The sequence below is a fragment of the Salinarimonas sp. genome, assembly GCF_046292825.1.
Taxonomy (GTDB): Bacteria; Pseudomonadota; Alphaproteobacteria; order Rhizobiales; family Beijerinckiaceae; genus Salinarimonas.
Genome location: NZ_JBKBQG010000006.1, coordinates 89,742 through 107,751, shown reverse-complemented (window position 1 = coordinate 107,751; position 18,010 = coordinate 89,742). Strand labels below are relative to the sequence as shown.

The window sequence follows — 18,010 nt, the reverse complement described above, 5'->3', positions numbered from 1 at the left end:
GGCGATGACGGCGCTCGGCCAGCCCCATCTGCAGCCGGCCGCGCCGACCCTGATGGCGAGCCTCGGCGCGGCCGCGCGCGCCTACCGCCCGTTGCCTGGCGCCGCCGACGAGATGCTCGATGCCGCCGGGCGGCTCGTTCCGGCCTGGGCGCGTTTCGCGCAGGCGCTCGGGGCGAGCGGGATCGCGGCGCTGGAGCGCGGCTTCGGCTCGGCCGAGCGCCACATCCGCGAGGCGGGGATCTCCTATCGCGCGCCCGGCGAGACGGTCGAGCGCGCCTGGCCGGTCGCCCACCTGCCGATCCTGATCGAGGCGGCGGAATGGCGGGCGATCGCGGCGGGCGTCGTCCAGCGCGCCCGGCTGATGGAGGCGCTTCTCGGCGAGATCTATTCCAGCGCGCCGCCCGGCGAGGGGGCGCCGCCGCCCGCCGCGATCCTCGGCAGCCCCAATTTCCTGCGCCCCCTCGTCGGCGTGAGGCCGCCGGGCGGACGCCACCTGCATCTCTACGCGGCCGATATCGGCCGGGGGCCGGACGGGCGCTGGTGGGTCCTGTCCGACCGCACCCAGGCGCCCTCCGGCGCGGGCTACGTGCTCGAGAACCGGATCGTCCTCTCGCGCGCCTATCCCGAATTGCGCGAGCGGATGCGCGTGAAACGGCTCGCCCCCTTCTACGGCGCCTTCCGCGACGGGCTCGCGGCGAGCGCCGAGCGGACGCAGCCGCGCATCGGGCTCCTCACACCCGGCCCCTATTCCGCGACCTATTTCGAGCAGGCGACCCTCGCGCGCTATCTCGGCTTCCCGCTCGTGGAGGGGGACGACCTCGTCGCCCGCGATGGGGAGGTGCACGTGCGCACCATCTCCGGTCTCAAGCGCGTCGACGTCCTGTGCCGGCGCGTCGACGGCGATTATTGCGATCCGCTCGCGCTGAACGCCGCCTCGCGGCTCGGCGTGCCGGGGCTCGTCGAGGCCCTGCGCGAGGGCGGGGTCGTCGTCGCCAACATGCCCGGATCGGGAGCGGTCGAGGCGCGCGCGCTCCTCGGCTTCATGGAGGCGCAGGCGCGCCGGCTGCTGGGCGAGGAGCTCGCTCTGCCCAACATCGCGACCTGGTGGTGCGGCGAGCCGGCGGCGCGGGAGGAGGCGCTCGCGCGCATGGACGAGCTCGCCTTCGCGGGCGCCTTCGACACCGCGCCCGCCCGCGCCGGCGCGAGCCTCGACGCGGCCGAGCGCGCGGCCTTGCGCGCGCGCATCGAGACGCGCGGGGTCGACGTCGTCGCCCAGGAGGTCGTGCGCCTGTCGACGACGCCCGTCTGGAAGGACGGCGCGCTCCTCGCGCGGCCCTTCGTGCTGCGCGTCTTCGCCTGCGCGACGCCCGACGGCTGGAGCGTGATGGCCGGCGGCTTCGCGCGCATCGCCGACAATCCGGACGCGCGCGCGATCAGCATGGGGGAGGGCACGCTCTCCGCGGACGTCTGGGTGCTCGCCGACGCGCCGGTCGAGCCGGTGACGCTCCTGCCGGCGCGGGGCGGGGAGAAGATCCGCCGCATCGCCGGGCATCTGCCGAGCCGGGCCGCCGACAACCTGTTCTGGCTCGGTCGCTATCTCGAACGCGCGGAGGCGACCGCGCGCGTCGTCAAGGCGCTCTCCCTCGCCTCGGCGGATGCCCGCGACGGCGGCCCCGTCGACGCGACCCAGGCGCGGCTGCGGGCGCTCCTCGTCGCCTGGGGCGCCGTCAAGCCGGAGCCGATCGCGGGGCTCGCCGCGCGCGCGCTCTCGGATCGCGAGGCATCCGGCTCCGCCGCCGCCGCGATCGCGGCCGCCGCCCGCACCGCCTCCGCCCTGCGCGACCGGCTCGCGCCCGATGCCGGACGTCTGATCGGCGAACTCGCCGGTCTCGTCTCGCTCGCCGCGGACGAGGACCCGCTGAGCCGGGCCGAGCGCGTGATCGAGGTCCTCGTCGCCATCGCCGGCCTCGTCCACGAGAACATGGTGCGCTCCGACGCCTGGCGCTTCCTCGACATGGGTCGGCGCGTCGAGCGGGCGATCGGCACCTGCCGCTATGCCCGCGCCCTCGGCGGCGCCGATGCCGAGCCGGGCGATCTCGACGCGCTGATCGACCTCGTCGATTGCCGCGTGAGCTACCGCGCGCGCTACCTGCTCGGGCCGGCGCTGGCGCCCGTGCGCGACATCGCGCTCCTCGACCCCGGCAATCCGCGCTCGCTCGCCTTCCAGGTCGAGGCCGTGCACGCCCACCTCGCGGCGCTGCCGAGCCTGCGCGAGGACGGGCTGCCGGAGACGCCGCGCCGGCTCGCGAGCGCGCTCCTGCGCAGCCTGGAGGAGGCGGAGGCGGCCGATCTCGGGGCGGTGGCGATGCTGGCCTACGAGCAGGACCTGATGGCCCTCGCCGACGCGATCGGCACGCGGTATTTTCCGCAAGGTGCGGCCGCGACCCGGCCCGAGAAGCTGAGCGGCCTCGCGTGATCTACGAGATCCGTCACGTCACGACCTACGAATACGAAGCGCCCGTCGTCGCGGCGCGCTGCGTGATGCGGCTCACCCCGCTCGCCGGCCCCGATCAGGAGGTGATCGCGAGCGAGGTCCGGATCGAGCCCTCGGCGAGCGTGACGCGCCATGTCGGCTTCTTCGGCGCGACGACGCACGTCGCCGCCATCGACGTCCCCCACGAGGAATTGCGGATCGAGGCGCGCTCGCGGGTGCGGATCGCCCGTCCGCGCCCCGACACGGACGCCGAAGGCGCGCCCTTCGAACGCGTCCGCGAGGCGGCCTTCGCCTCCCGCGCCCGCGGGCCGGACGCGCCGGGCCACGTGCTGTTCCCGAGCGAGCTCGTGCCGATCGTCCCCGAGGTCACCGCCTATGCCGCCGCCTCCTTCCCGGCGGGGCGGGGCGTGCTCGCGGGAGCGCGCGACCTGATGGCGCGGATCAACGCCGATTTCGCCTACGCGCCCGGCGAGACCCACGTCGCCACCCCGATGCGCGAGGCCTTCGCGGCGCGCCGCGGGGTCTGTCAGGATTTCGCGCACGTGATGATCGCGGGCCTGCGCGGGCTCGGCTTGCCGGCGCGCTACGTCTCGGGCTACTTGCGCACCATCCCCCCGCCCGGCAAGCCCCGCCTCGTCGGCGCGGACGCGACCCATGCCTGGGTCGAGCTCTGGTGCGGGGAGGAGCAGGGCCATGTCGGGCTCGATCCGACCAATGCCTGCCTGATCGGGACCGACCACATCGCGCTCGCCGTCGGCCGCGACTATGCCGACGTCGCCCCCGTCGACGGCGTGATCCATGCGAGCGGCGGCCAGAGCCTCGCGGTCGCGGTCGACGTGGAGCCGGTCGGGGAGGGGTGATCGCCCGTTCGTATATTTCCGACCCGGTGGAATTCGTGCGAAACGGGCAGTATTCGTCGCTCGCCTCTGTGATATCATAGTGACCCCCGAAACAGGGAGGTCAACAAATGTTCAGATTTCCACGCATGAAAACGATAGGCGTCTTTGCAGGTGTGGTCTTCTTCGCCGGGGCGGCATCGGCGCAAGTGACCCCCGAGCAGGAGATCGCCGATTACGATCAGCCCGAACAGAGCCGCTGTTTCTTCATGTGCGATCATGGCGTTCCGGGCGCCGGACGCGTGCTCGGCGGCGGCCTGACCGCGGAGGAGGAGATCGCGCTCTACGACGGGCCTTGGGCGAGCGCGTCCCTCTTCGCGCGGGATGGCCTGGCGCGGTCCGATCCGGACGTGACCGGGTCCATCGTGGCGCGCCGCGATCGGGCGCTTCGCGCCGAGGAGACGCGAGCCCTCTACGAGGATTGATCGCCTCGTCGGCCGCCCCGGCGCCTCACCAGGGGCGGCGGGGCGGTCGCGGAGGCGGGGGCAGGACCGGGACCGGGGGCGCCGGCTCGATCTCGACGACGATGCCGATCGGCCCTGCCGCGCTCGCCCGCTCGCGGGGGAGATGCGCGCAGAGCGTCTGCGGCGCGACGGCATAGCGGCCGTCGCGTCGCGCTGCGGAGGAGACGAAGCCGTAGCTCAGGGCATCGACCGCGCAGGGCGGCCGCTCGTCGCGCGGCGCCTGCGCCTGGAGCGGAGAGGCGAGGAGGAGGCCCGCGAGAAGCGTCGCGCCGAGGGGCAGTCTCTTACACATTCCCGTGATCCGCTCCTCCGATTTCGTCCCGTTCTGGCGCAAAATGCCGCCCATACACCCGCTTTCCCCAGCGTCGCAAAGGGCGTGCCGGGCATTGGGCAGCGGAAATGCGTCGGTTTCGTCGAAATTCGATCCTTTCCGTTCACCTCGTAGCGAGCGCTCCCCGGCTATCCTCCTGGCGTCGAGTCGAGGTGAATCATCCCCCCATGGCATCGCAGATCTACGATACCGATCTCGCCGACCACGCCAGTGGTCCCGAGGTCGCGTCGATTCTCGAAGCGTATCGCGCGCTCGCGGACGAGGACGGCCGTGCGCTGCTCGCGCGCCTCGATCCGCGCGCGCTCGATCATGTCGAGGTGCTCGAGCCCTGGGGCGAGGGCGACTGGTTCTACCTGCGCTACGGCCCAGCCGTCACGGCCGCCTACGGCCTCGACATGGCCGGCCGGCTCGTCTCGGAGATGCCTGCGCCGCTCGCAGCGACCTACAGCGACATCCTCGCGCGCGCGCTCGTCGAGCGCAAACCGTTGCTCGGCGTGTTCGATTCCGTCACCGTCCAGAAGGTGAAGAGCTGGGAGCGGCTCGTCCTGCCCTGCCGTTCGCCCTGCGGCGCGGACCGGATCGCGACCTATCTCACCCCGCGCTGCTCGCGGGAGGACCTGCTCACCGCGGTGCTCGAGGCCTCGCAGGACGGCATCATGAGCGTGCGCGCGGTGCGCGATCCGCAGGGCCGCGTCGTCGACGCGATCATCGTGACGGCCAACCAGCAGGCGTCGGAATATTCCGGCCATCCGGTCTGGCGCCTGGTGCACGGCTCGTTCAAGGCCTTGTTCCCCGGCCTCGTCGCGCGGCGCGTCTGGGAGCGCTGCACGCGCGTGATCGAGGAGCGCGTCACCGAGCGCTTCGAGATCAACATCTCGCATCGGCGCCTCGACACCTGGCTGCGCGTGACGATCGTGCCCCTCGACGACGGCTTCGTGATCTCGTTCTGCGACGTCACCGATCTCAAATACGCGCTCATCGAGGCGGAATGCTCGCGCGAGGAGCTCGCCGCCGAGATCGAGCAGCGCCTCGCGCTCGAGCAGGAGCTGCGGCGGCTCTCCCATACGGACGAGCTGACGAAGGCCCTCAACCGGCGCGGCTTCGAGGCGGTGCTCAAGCGCGAGCTCGCGATCTCGGCGCGCTACCAGCGCCCGCTCTCGGTGATCGCGGTCGATCTCGACCATTTCAAGCGCATCAACGACGTCTTCGGCCACGCCGCCGGCGACCGGGTCCTCATCGAGTTCGTCGACCTCGTCCGGGCACGGGTGCGGGCGGATGCGGATGCGGTGGGCCGCATCGGCGGCGAGGAATTCGTGGTGCTCCTGCCCTCGACCCGCCAGGAGGGCGCGATGGCGCTCGCCGAGCGCATTCGCGAGGCCGTCGCCGAGCATCGCTTCGAGATCGCCGGCCACGGGATCGCGATCACCGCGAGCTTCGGGGTCGCCGCGATCGAGGGTGAGGCGCCCGAGGACGAGGTGCTGCGCGTCGCCGACAGCGCGCTCTACGCGGCCAAGCGCTCGGGCCGCAACCGCGTCTGCCTCGCGCGCAACGGGCCCGACGTGCTGCAGGCGCGCGCCGGCTGAGCGGAACCGTAACGGGTCGCCCGGCGTCTAGCGCAGCATGGATGCGCGAGCGACGACGAACCCGCCCCTCACCGGCCCCCTGATCCGCCCCGGAGCGAGCGTGTGGCGCGCGCCGATGGCCGATCGTGCCGCCTGTCTCGTCGACAACGAGACCTATTTCCGCCTCGTGAAGCACGCGATCGCGCGCGCCGAGCGCTCGATCCTGATCGTCGGCTGGGCCTTCGATCCGCGCACGCGCCTCGATCCCCTCGCGGGCGAGGACGGGCTGCCCGACGCGATTGGCGAGATCCTCAACGCGGCGATCGCCGAGCGGCCCCATCTCGAGATCGGGCTCCTCATCTGGAACATGGTGCTGCCGATCGCGGCGACGCTCGACCTGTTTCCCCATCGCGCGGCCTATTGGCTCGACGAGCGCATCAAGCTCAGGCTCGCCGACGACGTGCCCCTCGGCGCCTGCCATCACCAGAAGACGGTTATCGTCGACGACAGCCTCGCCTTCGTCTCGGGCGACGACATCTCGCCCGATCGCTGGGACACGTCCGATCACGCCGACGCGCAGCCCGCGCGCGAGCTCGCCACCGGCATCGCCTACCAGCCCCATCACGGACTCACCATGATGCTCGAGGGGGAGGTCGCGCAGGCGCTCTCGGAAGCCGCGCGCGAGCGCTGGCTCGTCTCTACCGGCGAGGCGCTGCCGCCGCCCGAGCCGCTCCGGGCGGGGCTGTGGCCGGAGGAGATCGCGCCGGATTTTACCGGGATCCCGGTGGGCATCGCCCGCACCCTCCCGGCTCGCCACGGCAATCCGGCGGTGCGCGAGAGCGAGACGCTGCTGCTCGACGCCATCGCCTCGGCGCGCCGTCTCATCTATGTCGAGAACCAATATTTCGCCTCGCAGGCGGTCGGCGACGCGATCGCCCGTCGCCTCGCGGAGCCCGACGGGCCGGAGGTGGTCGCGATCGTCTCGCCGCACTCGCCGAGCTATTTCGACCGGATGGTGATGGACGCCGCCCGCGACGCGCTCCTCGCGGAGTTGCGCAGGCAGGACCCCCACGGTCGCCTGCACGTGCTCGCCCCCCATACGAGCGAGGGGCGGCCGGTGATCGTCCACGCCAAGACGATGATCGTCGACGATACGCTGGTGCGGATCGGCTCGGCGAACCTCAACAACCGCTCGCTCGGCTTCGACACCGAGCTCGACGTGGCGATCGAGGCGCCGGAGGGGCCGGCCGGCGCCGCGGTCCGCGCGCGGATCGACGGCCTCGTCGATCGCTTCGCCGGACATTTCGTCGGCGTGTCGCCGGACGCGCTCGCGGCAGCGCGGGCGCGGACGGGGAGCCTCGCGGGGGCGCTCGAGGCGCTCGACGGCGGCAAGCGGCTCGTGCGGCTCGAGCCGAGCGGTCCCGGCTTCTTCGGAGCGCTGACCGCGCGCCGCCATCTCGGTGATCCGACCGGCGCCGAGACCTCCTTCCGCCCCTGGAAACGCCGCCCCGGCCCCGCCCGCCTCACCACCGGCCACGCCCTCGCCGCCGGAGCCATCGGCGCGCTCGCGGGGTTTTTGGTCGCGCGGGTTCTGCGCAGGGGCGGCTAGAGCATCGTCCCTCCCCGTAGGGAAGGTTGGCCTCGGGAGTGGAGCGACCGAGGTCGGGTGGGGCCCGTCGGGCCGAGATCATCCTGCGCGTGTCGTGCCCGCCCCGGCCTGGCTCACAACCCCGCGCCGCGGGCGAGGCCTGCAAGGAGGGCGGTGCCGAGGACGGCGATGGCGGCGGCGGCGAGGAGCTCGAGGCCGGCGAGCGCGATCCCGGCCCGCCCGCCGCGTCCGCCCGCGAGACGCAGCGCGAGGCTCTTTCCGAAGACCGCGAGGCTCGCGATCGCCCCCGTCGTCAGCGCGGTGCCGATCGCCATCGCGAGGACCGCGGCGATGCCCGCGCCGGCGAGCTGTTGCGAGAAGGCGAAGACGAGGACCACGATCGCCCCCGCGCAGGGGCGCATGCCCGCCGCCGCGACGACGCCCGCCGCCTCGCGCAGGCCGCCGATGCGGCGCAGGCGCTCGGGCGCGGGGATGTGGTCGCAGCAGGAGCCGTCGGCGGCGCCCGCCCGCGCGGCGACGAAACGCTCGGGCGCGCGCGCGATGGCGAGCCGATCGAGGAACGCGCCGGCCTTGCGCCAGGCGAGCAGCGCGCCGATGCCCGCCACCGTCGCGAAGCTCGCGAGCTCGACGACCCGCGTCGCCGCGTCCATGCTCCGCGCCGTCGCGGCGAAGACGAGGAAGGCGCCGCCGACGAGCGCGATCGCGACGATTCCCTGCAGGAGCGCGGCCGCGAGGGCGACGGCGAAGCCGCGCTTCAGCGTCCGCCCGTCCGCGACGAGATAGGCGGCGATCACCGCCTTGCCGTGGCCGGGACCGGCGGCGTGGAAGACGCCGTAGGCGAAGCCGAGGAGGACGAGCCCCGCGGCGCCCCCCGAACCGTCGCGCAAGGCGGCGAGCGCGCCGCGCAGGGATTGGTGGAAGGCGCTCTGGAGCGCGAGGATCATGCCCGAGAGGCCGGTCGGATCCGGCGCCGCCTCGCGGGAGCCGAGCCCGAAGGGCGCGGGGCGCGTCGGCTGGGGCGGATCGAACAGGAATTGCGCGGCGAGCGCGCCGATCCCGGCGACGAGGAGGATCGCGCACGCGGCGACGAAGAGGCGTGCGAGCGGGCGCGTCTCGGCGAGTGGGCCCGCCGACCCGTCGATGTCCGCGCGTGCGATCTCGGCTCCCTGCGCCATCCGACTTCCCTCAGGGACAGGCGACGAGCACCCGGTTCACGAAATCGCTCTCAGACCCTTGCATCTGCGTCAAGGCGTCGAAGAGGCTCTCGGACAGGCGCTCCATCTGCAGGATGTTCTGTTCGGCGGCGAGCGAGATGTCGAAGCTCGTCGAGCGCGTCACGTCGACCGCGCAGGCGCCCGGCGCGTTCTCGACCGTCACCGCCTCGTCGCCGTCGGCGATCCGGAAGGAGACGAAGAATTCCGGGTCCCAGATCTCGACGACCACGTGGCTGCGCGCCTCTTGCGGTCGCGCGAGCGGCAGGCGGAAATGCAGCGTCGCCTGCTTGCCGTCGAAGGTCATCTCGTAATCGGTCGGATCGCCGAAGCCCACCTCGACCCCGTCGAGATTGACGAAGGTGAAATAGTCGAAATCGATCAGGGAGGTGGCGTTCAGCTCCGCGATCTCGGCGAGGTAAGTGGGCTCGATCGAGCCGTCCGCCCGGGTCGGCAGCCCTTGCGTGACGAAGGAGGAATAGAACTCGTCGAAGGTCCAGCGATGGGCGATCTCGGCGATGCGGCCCTCGTCGTCGTAGCCGATCTCGGCCTTGGCCGTGACCCAGACGTGGGGATGCGCGAGCACCGACGCCGTCGGGAGGGCAAGAGCGGCCGCGAGGGCGATCGCGAACGAAGCGGCACGGCTGCGTGTCATGAGATCCGTCGTCGTCCGTCGTGGCGGGAGCCGAGATCCGGAGGCTCGTCCATCGTGGTTAACGAAGGGTTGAGCCCCGCGGCGGGCGGGCGCCGCGGTCCGAGCCGCAGCGCTCCCGACATGGCGGCAGAACGGGGCGAAAGTCGGGCGGGGAGGGCGGGCGCCCCCCGTCCGATCAGACGCGCATCGGCATCAGCACGTAGAGCGCGGGGGCGCCCTCGCGGTCCTGGATGAGGGTCGGCGAGCCGGGATCGGCGAGCTTCAGGAGCGCCGTGTCGCCGTCGAGCTGGGCGGTGATGTCGAGGAGGTAGCGGGCGTTGAAGCCGATGTCGAGCGGGCTCGCATCGTAATCGACCTCGACCTCCTCGGTCGCCGAGCCGGAATCGGGGTTGTTGACGGAGAGCGTCACCCGCCCGTCGCCGATCGCGAGCTTCACCGCGCGCCCGCGCTCGGAGGAGATGGTGGAGACGCGGTCGACCGCCTTGGCGAAGAGGTCGCGGTCGACGACGAGGCGCTTGTCGTTGCCCGCGGGGATCACCCGCTGGTAGTCGGGGAAGGTGCCGTCGATCAGCTTCGAGGTCAGCACCACGGAGGCGAAGGTGGCGCGGATCTTGGCGCTCGAGAGTTCGATGCGCACGACGTCGCCCGCGTCCTCGACGAGCTTGAGGATCTCGGCGACCGCCTTGCGCGGCACGATCACCCCCGGCATCCCGGCGGCGCCCGCGGGCGCGGGGAGCTGGGCGCGGGCGAGGCGATGACCGTCGGTGGCGACCGCGCGCAGGACGGTCTCGCCATCGGATTCGATCGTGTGGAAATAGATGCCGTTGAGGTAGTAGCGCGTCTCCTCCGTGGAGATCGCGAATTGCGTCTTCTCGATGAGCTTGCGCAGGTCTCCCGGCGCGATCACGAAGTCGACCGTCATCTCGCCCGCCGCGAGATCGGGAAAATCGTCCTCGGGCAGCGTCTGCAGCGTGAAGCGCGAGCGGCCCGAGCGCAGCACCATCTGCCCGGTCTCGCCGGTCGCCTCGAGCGAGACCTGCGCGCCCTCGGGCAGCTTGCGGACGATCTCGTAGATCGTCTGCGCCGGCACCGTGACGGCGCCGGGCATGGCGACCTCGGCGCGGATCGTCTCCGTCACCTCCATGTCGAGATCGGTCGCCTTGAGGCCGAGCCCCTCGCCGGTCGCGCGCAGGAGCACGTTCGAGAGGATCGGAATCGTGCTGCGGCGCTCGACCACGCGTTGGGCATGAGAGAGAGCCTTCAGGAGGGAGGCGCGCTCGACGGTGACTTTCATGGCCGACTCGACATTCTCGAGGTGATCCCCTGGCCGCTCTTGCGACGCAACAGGGCGGGCAGCGAGATTGGCGAAGCCGCGCGCGGAAGGCAAGGGCGAGCCCCCCGCGCCGGGCGCATTTTCACAGGCTCTCGCGCAGGAGGCATCGGGCGGCAGATCCCTCCCCGTAGGGAAGGGGGGCCTCGGGAGCGGAGCGACCGAGGTCGGGTGGGGCACGAGGTGCTCTCCTTCCCCTCAGGGGAAGGTGGCCCGGCGCCGAAGGCGACGGGTCGGATGGGGTTTTTCGCAGCGAAGCTGCGAAGGGGCGTTGGCGTAGAGCTCCTTACGTAAGGAGAAGCCCAGCACCCCTTCGCTCCTTCGGAGCGAATGACCCCATCCGTCTCGGGATGCTGTTCGCATCCCGAGCCACCTTCCCCTGAGGGGAAGGAGAGGGAGGCACATCCCTCACAAAGGCAGTGCCGTCGTGTATTTCACCTCGCGCAGCGTGAAGTTCGAGCGCACGTGCTGGACGACGGGCTGGGTGAAGATCGCCTCCTGCAGGAAGCGCTCGTAGGCGCGCGTATCGGGCACGCAGACGCGCAGGAGGTAATCGGCGTCGCCGGTGGTCGAATAGCATTCGAGCACTTCCGGCCGGCGCGAGACCGAGCGCTCGAAGCTCTCGATGCCGGCGCGGTCGTGCTTCATCAGCGTGACGTGGGCGAAGACGCATTCGGGCACGCCGACGCGCTCGGGATCGAGGAGCGCCACGGTGCGGCGGATCGCGCCCGCCTCCTCGAGCGCCTTGAGCCGCCGCCAGGTCGGCGAGGTCGAGAGCCCCGCGCGCTCGGCGAGCTCCTGGGTGGTGAGGCGGCCGTCCTCCTGGAGCGCGGCCAGAATGCGGCGATCGACGTCTTCCATGGCGACGCTCCCTTGCGGAGGATTTTCCCCCCTTCAGCCTAGCCGAGGCGAGATCATGCCTCAAGCGGCAGGTGTCGGGGCATGAATAGGCATCCTTTTCCCGAAAGAGCCGTTCATCATCAGGGAAAATCCGGAGGGAAAGAATGAGCGCCGTCACGCCAGCCGAGTTCGACACGGCCTATCGCCTCGAGGATCGCTACGCGCGCGAGAGCGGGCGGGTCTACATGACGGGCACCCAGGCGCTTGTGCGGATCGTTCTCGAACAGGCGCGCGCCGATCGGGAGGCGGGGCTCGACACCGCCGGGTTCGTCTCCGGCTATCGCGGCTCGCCGCTCGGCGGCGTCGATCAGGAGATGTGGCGCGCCCGCCGCGCGCTGGAGGCCGCCCGCATCCGCTTCCAGCCCGCGATCAACGAGGATCTGGCCGCGACCGCGATCCTCGGCACCCAGAAGGTCGAGAGCGACCCGAACCGCGCGGTCGCGGGCGTCTTCGCGCTCTGGTACGGCAAGGGGCCGGGCGTCGATCGCGCGGGCGACGCGCTCAAGCACGGCAACGCCTACGGCTCCTCGCCGCATGGCGGGGTGCTGGTCGTCGTCGGCGACGACCATGGCTGCGTGTCCTCCTCGATGTCCCACCAGAGCGACCTCGCGCTCATGGCCTGGCAGATGCCGGTGATCCACCCGGCTTCGATCTCGGATTACGTCTCCTTCGGCCTGTGGGGCTATGCGGCCTCGCGCTTCTCGGGCGCCTGGGTCGGCTTCAAGGCGATCTCGGAAGTGGTCGAGGGCGCGGCCTCGCTGGCGCTGCCGGAGCGGCGGGCTTTCGTCGCCCCGGAAGGCTTCGATCCCGGCCCGACGGGCCTGCATTATCGCTGGCCGGATCTGCCGAGCCCGCGGATCGAGGAGCGGGCCTTCGCCAAGCTCGGCGCGCTCCGCGCCTTCGCCCGCGCGAACCCGCTCGACCGGCTCGTCGTCGCGCCCGAGCGCCCGCGGCTCCTCGTCCTCACGATCGGCAAGGCGCACGGCGACGCGATGGAGGCCCTGCGCATCGGCGGGCTGCCGCCGGCGCGGCTCGCGGAGGCGGGCATCGCCGTGATGAAGGTGGGCCTCGTCTTCCCGCTCGACGTCGAGCGCCTGTGCGCGCTCGCCGAAGGCGTCGAGGAAATCCTCGTCGTCGAGGAGAAGGCGGGCGTGGTCGAGCGCCAGCTCAAGGACGCGCTCTTCAATCTGCCCGCCGATCGCCGCCCGCGCATCGTCGGCAAGACCGACGAGACGGGCGCGCCGCTCATTTCCGAGACGCAGGAGCTGCGCCCCTCGCGCATCGCCGCCGCGATCGCCGCGCGGCTTTCGCGCATCGGCGTCCCGCTCGCGCTGCCTCAGGCGACCCGGCGCGAGGCGAAGGCCGGTGAGGTCAAGGCCCCCGTGCGCACGCCCTATTTCTGCTCGGGCTGCCCCCACAACACCTCGACCCGCGTGCCCGAGGGCTCGACCGCGCAAGCCGGCATCGGCTGCCATTTCATGGCCAATTGGATGGACCGCGCGACGACCGGCATCGTCCAGATGGGCGGCGAGGGGGTGGATTGGACCGGCCAGGCGCCCTTCACGAAGACCGGCCACGTCTTCCAGAACCTCGGCGACGGCACCTACTTCCATTCCGGCCACGTCGCCATCCGCCAGGCGATCGCGGCGGGCGCCAACATCACCTACAAGATCCTCTACAACGACGCGGTGGCGATGACCGGCGGCCAGCCGGTCGACGGCACGCTCTCCGTGCCGCAGATCACGCGGCTCGTGGCAGGGGAGGGGGTATCGCGGATCGCGGTCGTCTCCGACGATCCCGAGCGCTTCGACGGGCGCGACGCCTTCGCGCCGGGCGTCTCGCTGCACCATCGCGACGATCTCGACGCCGTCCAGCGGGAGCTGCGCGACGTGCCCGGCGTCAGCGTCCTCGTCTACGACCAGACCTGCGCGGCCGAGAAGCGCCGGCGCCGCAAGAAGGGCCTCCATGCGGATCCGGACCGCCGCCTCGTCATCAACGATCTCGTCTGCGAGGGCTGCGGCGATTGCCAGGCGAAGTCGAATTGCCTCTCGGTCGTGCCGGTCGAGACCGAGTTCGGCCGCAAGCGCACGATCGACCAGCATTCCTGCAACAAGGATTATTCCTGCGTGAAGGGCTTCTGCCCCTCCTTCGTCTCGGTCGAGGGCGGCAAGCTCAGGCGCGGGGTGGGGGCGAACGTGGCCGCGGCCGAGGTGCTCGCCAAGGCCGCCGCGCTGCCCGCGCCCCTGCGGCTCGCGAGCGCGGAGCCCTTCGAGATCCTCGTCGCAGGCGTCGGCGGCACCGGCGTCGTCACCGTCGGCGCGTTGATCACGATGGCGGCGCATCTCGAGGGCCGCGGCGCGAGCGTCCTCGACTTCATGGGCTTCGCGCAGAAGGGCGGGCAGGTGCTCTCCTTCGTGCGCCTCGCCGAGACGCCGGCCGCGCTCAACCAGGTGCGCATCGATGTCGGCCGCGCGAATGCCGTCATCGCCTGCGATCTCGTGGTGGCGGCGAGCGAGCAGAGCCTCGGCACGATGGCGCCGGGGCGCACCCGCATCGTCGCCAATACCCGCGAGATCCCCACCGGCGCCATGCTGCGCGACCCCTCCGCGAAGATCGACACGGGCGCGCTCGCGCGGCTCGTCGAGAAGCGGGTGGGGGAGGGGGCGCTCGCCGCCTTCGACGCGCAGGCCTATGCCGAGCGGCTGATCGGCGACGCGCAGCAGACGAACATCCTCCTTCTCGGCTTCGCCTGGCAGAAGGGCCTCGTCCCGGTCTCGGCCGCCGCGCTCGAGCGGGCGATCGAATTGAACGGCGTCGCGATCGAGGCGAACAAGCTCGCCTTCGCCTGGGGCCGGATCGCGGCGGCGGATGCCGCTTTCGTCGCGCCCCATCTCGAGGAGCCCGGCCGGGAGCCGATCGCGAAGGATCTCGACACCATCGTCGCCCGCCGCGTCGCATTTCTGACCGATTACCAGGACGCGGCCTACGCGGCGCGCTATGCGCAGATCGTCGCGCGGGTGCGCGAGGCGGAGGCGCGCGCGGTGCCGGGGGCGAGCGCGCTCGCGGAGGCGGTCGCGAAGAACCTCTTCAAGCTGATGGCCTACAAGGACGAGTACGAGGTCGCGCGGCTCTATACCGACGGCGCCTTCCTGCGGCGGATCGCGCGCGAATTCGAGGGGGAGGTGCGCCTCTCCTTCCACCTCGCCCCGCCGTTTCTCGCGCGGCCCCGCCCCGGCGAGAGCGAGCCGCGCAAGATGACCTTCGGCCCCTGGATGCTCGGCGCCTTCCGCATGCTCGCCAAGCTCAAGCGGCTGCGCGGCACGGCGCTCGACCCCTTCGGCTACGCGCACGAGCGGCGCACGGAGCGCGCGCTGATCGGGGAATACGAGGCGCTTCTCGAGGAGATCCTGTCGCGCCTAGACCGCGACCGGCACGCGGCGGCCGTGGCGCTCGCCTCCATCCCCGACAAGATCCGCGGCTTCGGCCCCGTCAAGGCCCGCAACCTCGCAGCCGCGAAGGCGCAGGAGGCCGCGCTGCTCGAGCGGTTCCGCGCGGGCGACGCGCCGGTGTTTCGCGAGGCGGCGGAATAGGGCTCCTCGTTCGCAGACCTCCTCCCGCCCCGTCATTCCGGGGCGGCGAAGCCGAGCCCGGAACCGAGACTCCCGACGCTCGTTAGAGCGCGCATGCGCGCTCGCTCGCAACGCAACCGCCACCATACGTTCATGGACGCAGCCTATAGGCTGCTCTTCATAGGTCGGGAGTCTGGGTTCCGGGCTCGCTTCGCGCCCCGGAATGACGGCGGGGGAGGACTTGGCAGAGATCCTCCAACCCTCACGCGGCTTCCGGCGCGGCCTCCGCCTTGCGGCGGCGCGGTTGCGGGGCGAGGCGGGCCGGCCAGTCGGCGGGCGCGATCCCGCTCTGCGCGACGGCGCGGGCGAAGATCGCCTGCGTGACGCGGGCGTCCTCCAGGGCGTCGTGGTGGCGGAAGGCGAGGTCGAAGCGCGCGGCCATCTTGGCGAGGCCGTAGCCGGGAAGACCGGGCCAGACGCGCTTGGCGACCGAGACGTTGTTGATCCAGCGCGCCTCGATCGGCGGCAGGTCGGCGGCAAGCGCGGCGCGGGTGAGAGCGGACTTGTCGAAGCTGCCCTGCTGCACCACCAGCGCGCCGGCGATCCGCCGCTCGAGATCGGCATGGAGATCGGCGAAACGCGGCGCCCCGCGCACGCAAGTGGCGGTGATGCCGTGGATGCGCACGTTCCACGGGCTGAAGGCGCAGCCCGGATCGACGAGCGTGACGTGCTCCTCGACGATCGTGTCGCCCGCCACGCAGACGATGCCGATCTGACAGATCGAGCCGCAATCGCTGGACGCCGTCTCCACGTCGAGCACGCAATAATCCACCGCCTGAGCCCCCCGAATCGGTCTTTGCGCCACTATGGCACGGTTTCGATGTGGATGCCGCCTTCGTCCCTCCCCGCAGGGGAGGGTGGACCGTGGAGCGGAAGCGACACACATCGTGATTCCAGCATGCCTTCGACGCCAACAGGACGCTCCTTTCCTCCCCCTCCGGGGATGGTGGCTCCGACCCCGAACTGGGGTCGGAGACGGATGGGGTCTTTCGCTCCGAAGGAGCGAAGGGGCGTCGGGAGCCGCCGTCCGTAAGGAGCTCTACGACAACGCCCCTTCGCCGCTGTCGCGGCGAATGACCCCATCCGACCCGTCGGCTTCGCCGCCGGGCCACCTTCCCCTGAGGGGAAGGAGAGCGGCGGCGCGTTGTCCTTTTTCTTGCAATGCGCAGATCACGATGTGTGAATCGCATAGCCCTACGGGGAGGGACGAAGGGGAAGGATCACGTCGCGGGGGGATCCCAGCGGACGCTCGTGCGGACGAGGACGGCGACGAACTTGAGGTATTCGCTCGCGAGCAGCCGCGTCGTCGTGCTGTTGCGCCACCAGGCGCGGGTGTCCAGCGAGACGGGCTCGACGGCGTAGGGGATCTTCTCGAGGTCGGGGAGCGCGCTCTCGAGCTCGCGCAGCACGCGCGGCATGTGGTAGTTCGAGGTGACGACGATGAGCGAGGTGAAGCCGCGCTCGAGCGCCCAGCGGCGCGTCTCGACGGCGTTGCCGATCGTGTCGCGGGCGCGATAGTCGAGATCGACGCAGCACTCGAACAGATCCTGCCGACCGGGCACGAGGCGGGCGATCTCCTCCGGCGTCGTGGTCTCGTTGACGCCGGAGATGAGGAGCCGGTCGCCCCAGCCGTCGGCGAGGAGCGCCACCGCATCGCCGATCCGCTGCGATCCGCCGGTCATCGCGACGATCGCGTCGGCGCGCGCGGGCGTCGAGTCGAAACGCTGGACGGTCGCGACGAAGGCGAGGAAGCCCGCGCCGAGCACGATCGCCGCGATCGTCACGGCGCCGACGACGAGCCCGACCATGCGGCCGACGAGCGAGCGCCTGCGGCTCACGCGCGGCCTCCGCGGCGAGGGAGAGAGAAACGGGGCCGGAATCGACGAAAGCTGCGCATCGTCTTTCGTCACCACCCCGGAAACAAGGCGCGAATGGGGCGAAGGAGCGACCCCCACGGCGAAGTCATGCGTTCGGCTCCGCGAGAATGCGTCGCACGGACAGCCCCGACACCAGAGCCGTCACCCCCGATACCACGAGCGCGATCGTCACGATGACCGCGAGCCCGCGCCAGCCGACCTCGAAGGAGCCGAACAGAGCCTCGATCTGGTCGCCCGCCGGGGAGGCGCGCCAGGAGCCCGCGAGCATGCCGAGGAGGAGGAAGGCCGCGATCGCGCCCGCTCCCCCCACCGCGCCTCCGCGCAGGCCGAGCCGCAGGAAGCGGTTCTCGAACTCGCGCGCGATGTAGCGATCGTCGGCGCCGACATAGTGGAGCACCTCGACGATGGTGCGATTGCCCGCCATGGCGCCGCGCGTGGCGAAGGCGACCGCGAGACCCGTCGCGACGAGGACGAGCACCACGATCGCGACGCCCACCCCCACCACCGTGCTCGCCATCGCCGAGAGCCGCGCGAGCCACAGCCCGTGATCGTCGAGGCTCGCGCCGGGGATCTCCGCGAGGCGCGCGCGCAGGGGCGCGAGATCGGGCGTTGCGCCGTCGGCGAAGCGCACCACGACGAGGCGCGGCACCGGCAGCTCCTCGAGATCGAGCCCCGCGCCGAGCCACGGCTCCAGCAATTGCGCCGATTGGCCTGCCGAGAAGGGCTCCGCCGCGACCACGCCCGGCGTCGCGCGCGCCGCCGCAGCCGCCTCGGCGACGAGCGCCTCGAGATCGATGCCGGGGCGGGGGCGGATCTGGATCGTCGCCTCGCGGGCGACGGAGGCCTGCCATTGCGCCGAGCTCGACGCCACGATCTCGGCCGCCCCCGCGCACAGGGCGGCGAGGAAGGTGAGGATCGCGATCACCGCGACGAGCGCGCGGCTCGCGGCGGAATCGACCGGCACGAGCGGCGCGTCGCGCACGAGCGGCGCCACGCTCGCGGGCGGAACGCGCGAGAGGCGGCTCGTTTCGGTGTCGGGATCGTGGCGCATG

At 71.8% G+C, this 18,010-nt stretch carries 14 protein-coding genes; 6 read left to right on the top strand and 8 right to left on the bottom strand.

The window, feature by feature from the left end:
• The first annotated feature begins 4 nt into the window (after positions 1-4).
• The 3 genes from ACK4UM_RS05420 (at position 5) to ACK4UM_RS05410 (ending at position 3,815) form a co-directional block, all read left to right on the top strand.
• On the top strand, positions 5-2,476 hold the full coding sequence (locus ACK4UM_RS05420) for a circularly permuted type 2 ATP-grasp protein (RefSeq protein ID WP_409796608.1): 2,472 nt from the start codon (positions 5-7) through the stop codon (positions 2,474-2,476).
• Positions 2,473-3,354: a transglutaminase N-terminal domain-containing protein gene (locus ACK4UM_RS05415; protein WP_409796606.1), complete on the top strand. Its 882-nt coding sequence runs from the start codon at positions 2,473-2,475 to the stop codon at positions 3,352-3,354. Before ACK4UM_RS05420 ends, ACK4UM_RS05415 begins: the two co-directional genes overlap by 4 nt.
• Positions 3,355-3,479: 125 nt before the next feature.
• Positions 3,480-3,815, top strand: a complete 336-nt coding sequence (locus tag ACK4UM_RS05410) for a hypothetical protein (RefSeq protein WP_409796604.1) — start codon at positions 3,480-3,482, stop codon at positions 3,813-3,815.
• Between the two features lie 25 nt (positions 3,816-3,840).
• On the opposite strand, the gene ACK4UM_RS05405 is transcribed toward ACK4UM_RS05410, so the two are convergent.
• Positions 3,841-4,200 (bottom strand): hypothetical protein, encoded by a 360-nt coding sequence (locus tag ACK4UM_RS05405; protein WP_409796602.1) that lies wholly within the window; start codon positions 4,198-4,200, stop codon positions 3,841-3,843.
• Positions 4,201-4,352: 152 nt separating this feature from the next.
• On the opposite strand from ACK4UM_RS05405, the gene ACK4UM_RS05400 reads away from it, so the two are divergent.
• Positions 4,353-5,768 (top strand): GGDEF domain-containing protein, encoded by a 1,416-nt coding sequence (locus ACK4UM_RS05400; protein WP_409796600.1) that lies wholly within the window; start codon positions 4,353-4,355, stop codon positions 5,766-5,768.
• 37 nt (positions 5,769-5,805) lie between these two features.
• On the top strand, positions 5,806-7,356 hold the full coding sequence (locus tag ACK4UM_RS05395) for a phospholipase D-like domain-containing protein (RefSeq protein ID WP_409796599.1): 1,551 nt from the start codon (positions 5,806-5,808) through the stop codon (positions 7,354-7,356).
• Between the two features lie 113 nt (positions 7,357-7,469).
• Here the strand turns inward: ACK4UM_RS05395 and ACK4UM_RS05390 are convergent, their stop codons facing one another.
• The 4 genes from ACK4UM_RS05390 to ACK4UM_RS05375 all read right to left on the bottom strand — a co-directional run bounded on the left by ACK4UM_RS05390 (position 7,470) and on the right by ACK4UM_RS05375 (position 11,413).
• Positions 7,470-8,531, bottom strand: coding sequence for a nickel/cobalt transporter (locus ACK4UM_RS05390; RefSeq protein ID WP_409796597.1), 1,062 nt, complete (start codon positions 8,529-8,531; stop codon positions 7,470-7,472).
• Between the two features lie 10 nt (positions 8,532-8,541).
• Positions 8,542-9,222, bottom strand: a complete 681-nt coding sequence (locus ACK4UM_RS05385; protein WP_409796595.1) for a DUF1007 family protein — start codon at positions 9,220-9,222, stop codon at positions 8,542-8,544.
• Between the two features lie 175 nt (positions 9,223-9,397).
• Entirely contained in the window at positions 9,398-10,516 is a 1,119-nt protein-coding gene (dnaN, locus tag ACK4UM_RS05380; RefSeq protein WP_409796593.1) for a DNA polymerase III subunit beta, read from the bottom strand.
• Between the two features lie 444 nt (positions 10,517-10,960).
• Complete coding sequence (locus ACK4UM_RS05375) at positions 10,961-11,413, bottom strand: Lrp/AsnC family transcriptional regulator (RefSeq protein WP_409796591.1); 453 nt, start codon at positions 11,411-11,413, stop codon at positions 10,961-10,963.
• A 143-nt stretch (positions 11,414-11,556) separates the two neighbouring features.
• Between ACK4UM_RS05375 and ACK4UM_RS05370 the strand changes: the two genes are divergently transcribed.
• Positions 11,557-15,042, top strand: a complete 3,486-nt coding sequence (locus tag ACK4UM_RS05370) for an indolepyruvate ferredoxin oxidoreductase family protein (protein WP_409796589.1) — start codon at positions 11,557-11,559, stop codon at positions 15,040-15,042.
• A gap of 241 nt (positions 15,043-15,283) precedes the next feature.
• On the opposite strand, the gene ACK4UM_RS05365 is transcribed toward ACK4UM_RS05370, so the two are convergent.
• The 3 genes from ACK4UM_RS05365 to ACK4UM_RS05355 form a co-directional block, all read right to left on the bottom strand.
• The gene (locus ACK4UM_RS05365) at positions 15,284-15,853 is read right to left on the bottom strand and encodes an exonuclease domain-containing protein (RefSeq protein ID WP_409796587.1); all 570 of its coding nucleotides are present in this window, start codon (positions 15,851-15,853) and stop codon (positions 15,284-15,286) included.
• Positions 15,854-16,301: 448 nt separating this feature from the next.
• Entirely contained in the window at positions 16,302-16,919 is a 618-nt protein-coding gene (locus ACK4UM_RS05360) for a YdcF family protein (protein ID WP_409796585.1), read from the bottom strand.
• A gap of 124 nt (positions 16,920-17,043) precedes the next feature.
• Positions 17,044-18,009, bottom strand: a complete 966-nt coding sequence (locus tag ACK4UM_RS05355; protein ID WP_409796583.1) for a cell division protein FtsX — start codon at positions 18,007-18,009, stop codon at positions 17,044-17,046.
• Between the last annotated feature and the right edge of the window lies 1 nt (position 18,010).

What these genes read in the sequence shown, in the direction of transcription:
- ACK4UM_RS05420 (WP_409796608.1), top strand. Translation starts at nt 5, where the DNA reads ATGACGGCGCTCGGCCAGCCCCATCTGCAGCCGGCCGCGCCGACCCTG.
- ACK4UM_RS05410 (WP_409796604.1), top strand. Translation starts at nt 3,480, where the DNA reads ATGAAAACGATAGGCGTCTTTGCAGGTGTGGTCTTCTTCGCCGGGGCG.
- ACK4UM_RS05405 (WP_409796602.1), bottom strand. Translation starts at nt 4,200, where the DNA reads ATGGGCGGCATTTTGCGCCAGAACGGGACGAAATCGGAGGAGCGGATC.
- ACK4UM_RS05400 (WP_409796600.1), top strand. Translation starts at nt 4,353, where the DNA reads ATGGCATCGCAGATCTACGATACCGATCTCGCCGACCACGCCAGTGGT.
- ACK4UM_RS05395 (WP_409796599.1), top strand. Translation starts at nt 5,806, where the DNA reads ATGGATGCGCGAGCGACGACGAACCCGCCCCTCACCGGCCCCCTGATC.
- ACK4UM_RS05390 (WP_409796597.1), bottom strand. Translation starts at nt 8,531, where the DNA reads ATGGCGCAGGGAGCCGAGATCGCACGCGCGGACATCGACGGGTCGGCG.
- ACK4UM_RS05385 (WP_409796595.1), bottom strand. Translation starts at nt 9,222, where the DNA reads ATGACACGCAGCCGTGCCGCTTCGTTCGCGATCGCCCTCGCGGCCGCT.
- dnaN (WP_409796593.1), bottom strand. Translation starts at nt 10,516, where the DNA reads ATGAAAGTCACCGTCGAGCGCGCCTCCCTCCTGAAGGCTCTCTCTCAT.
- ACK4UM_RS05375 (WP_409796591.1), bottom strand. Translation starts at nt 11,413, where the DNA reads ATGGAAGACGTCGATCGCCGCATTCTGGCCGCGCTCCAGGAGGACGGC.
- ACK4UM_RS05370 (WP_409796589.1), top strand. Translation starts at nt 11,557, where the DNA reads ATGAGCGCCGTCACGCCAGCCGAGTTCGACACGGCCTATCGCCTCGAG.
- ACK4UM_RS05355 (WP_409796583.1), bottom strand. Translation starts at nt 18,009, where the DNA reads ATGCGCCACGATCCCGACACCGAAACGAGCCGCCTCTCGCGCGTTCCG.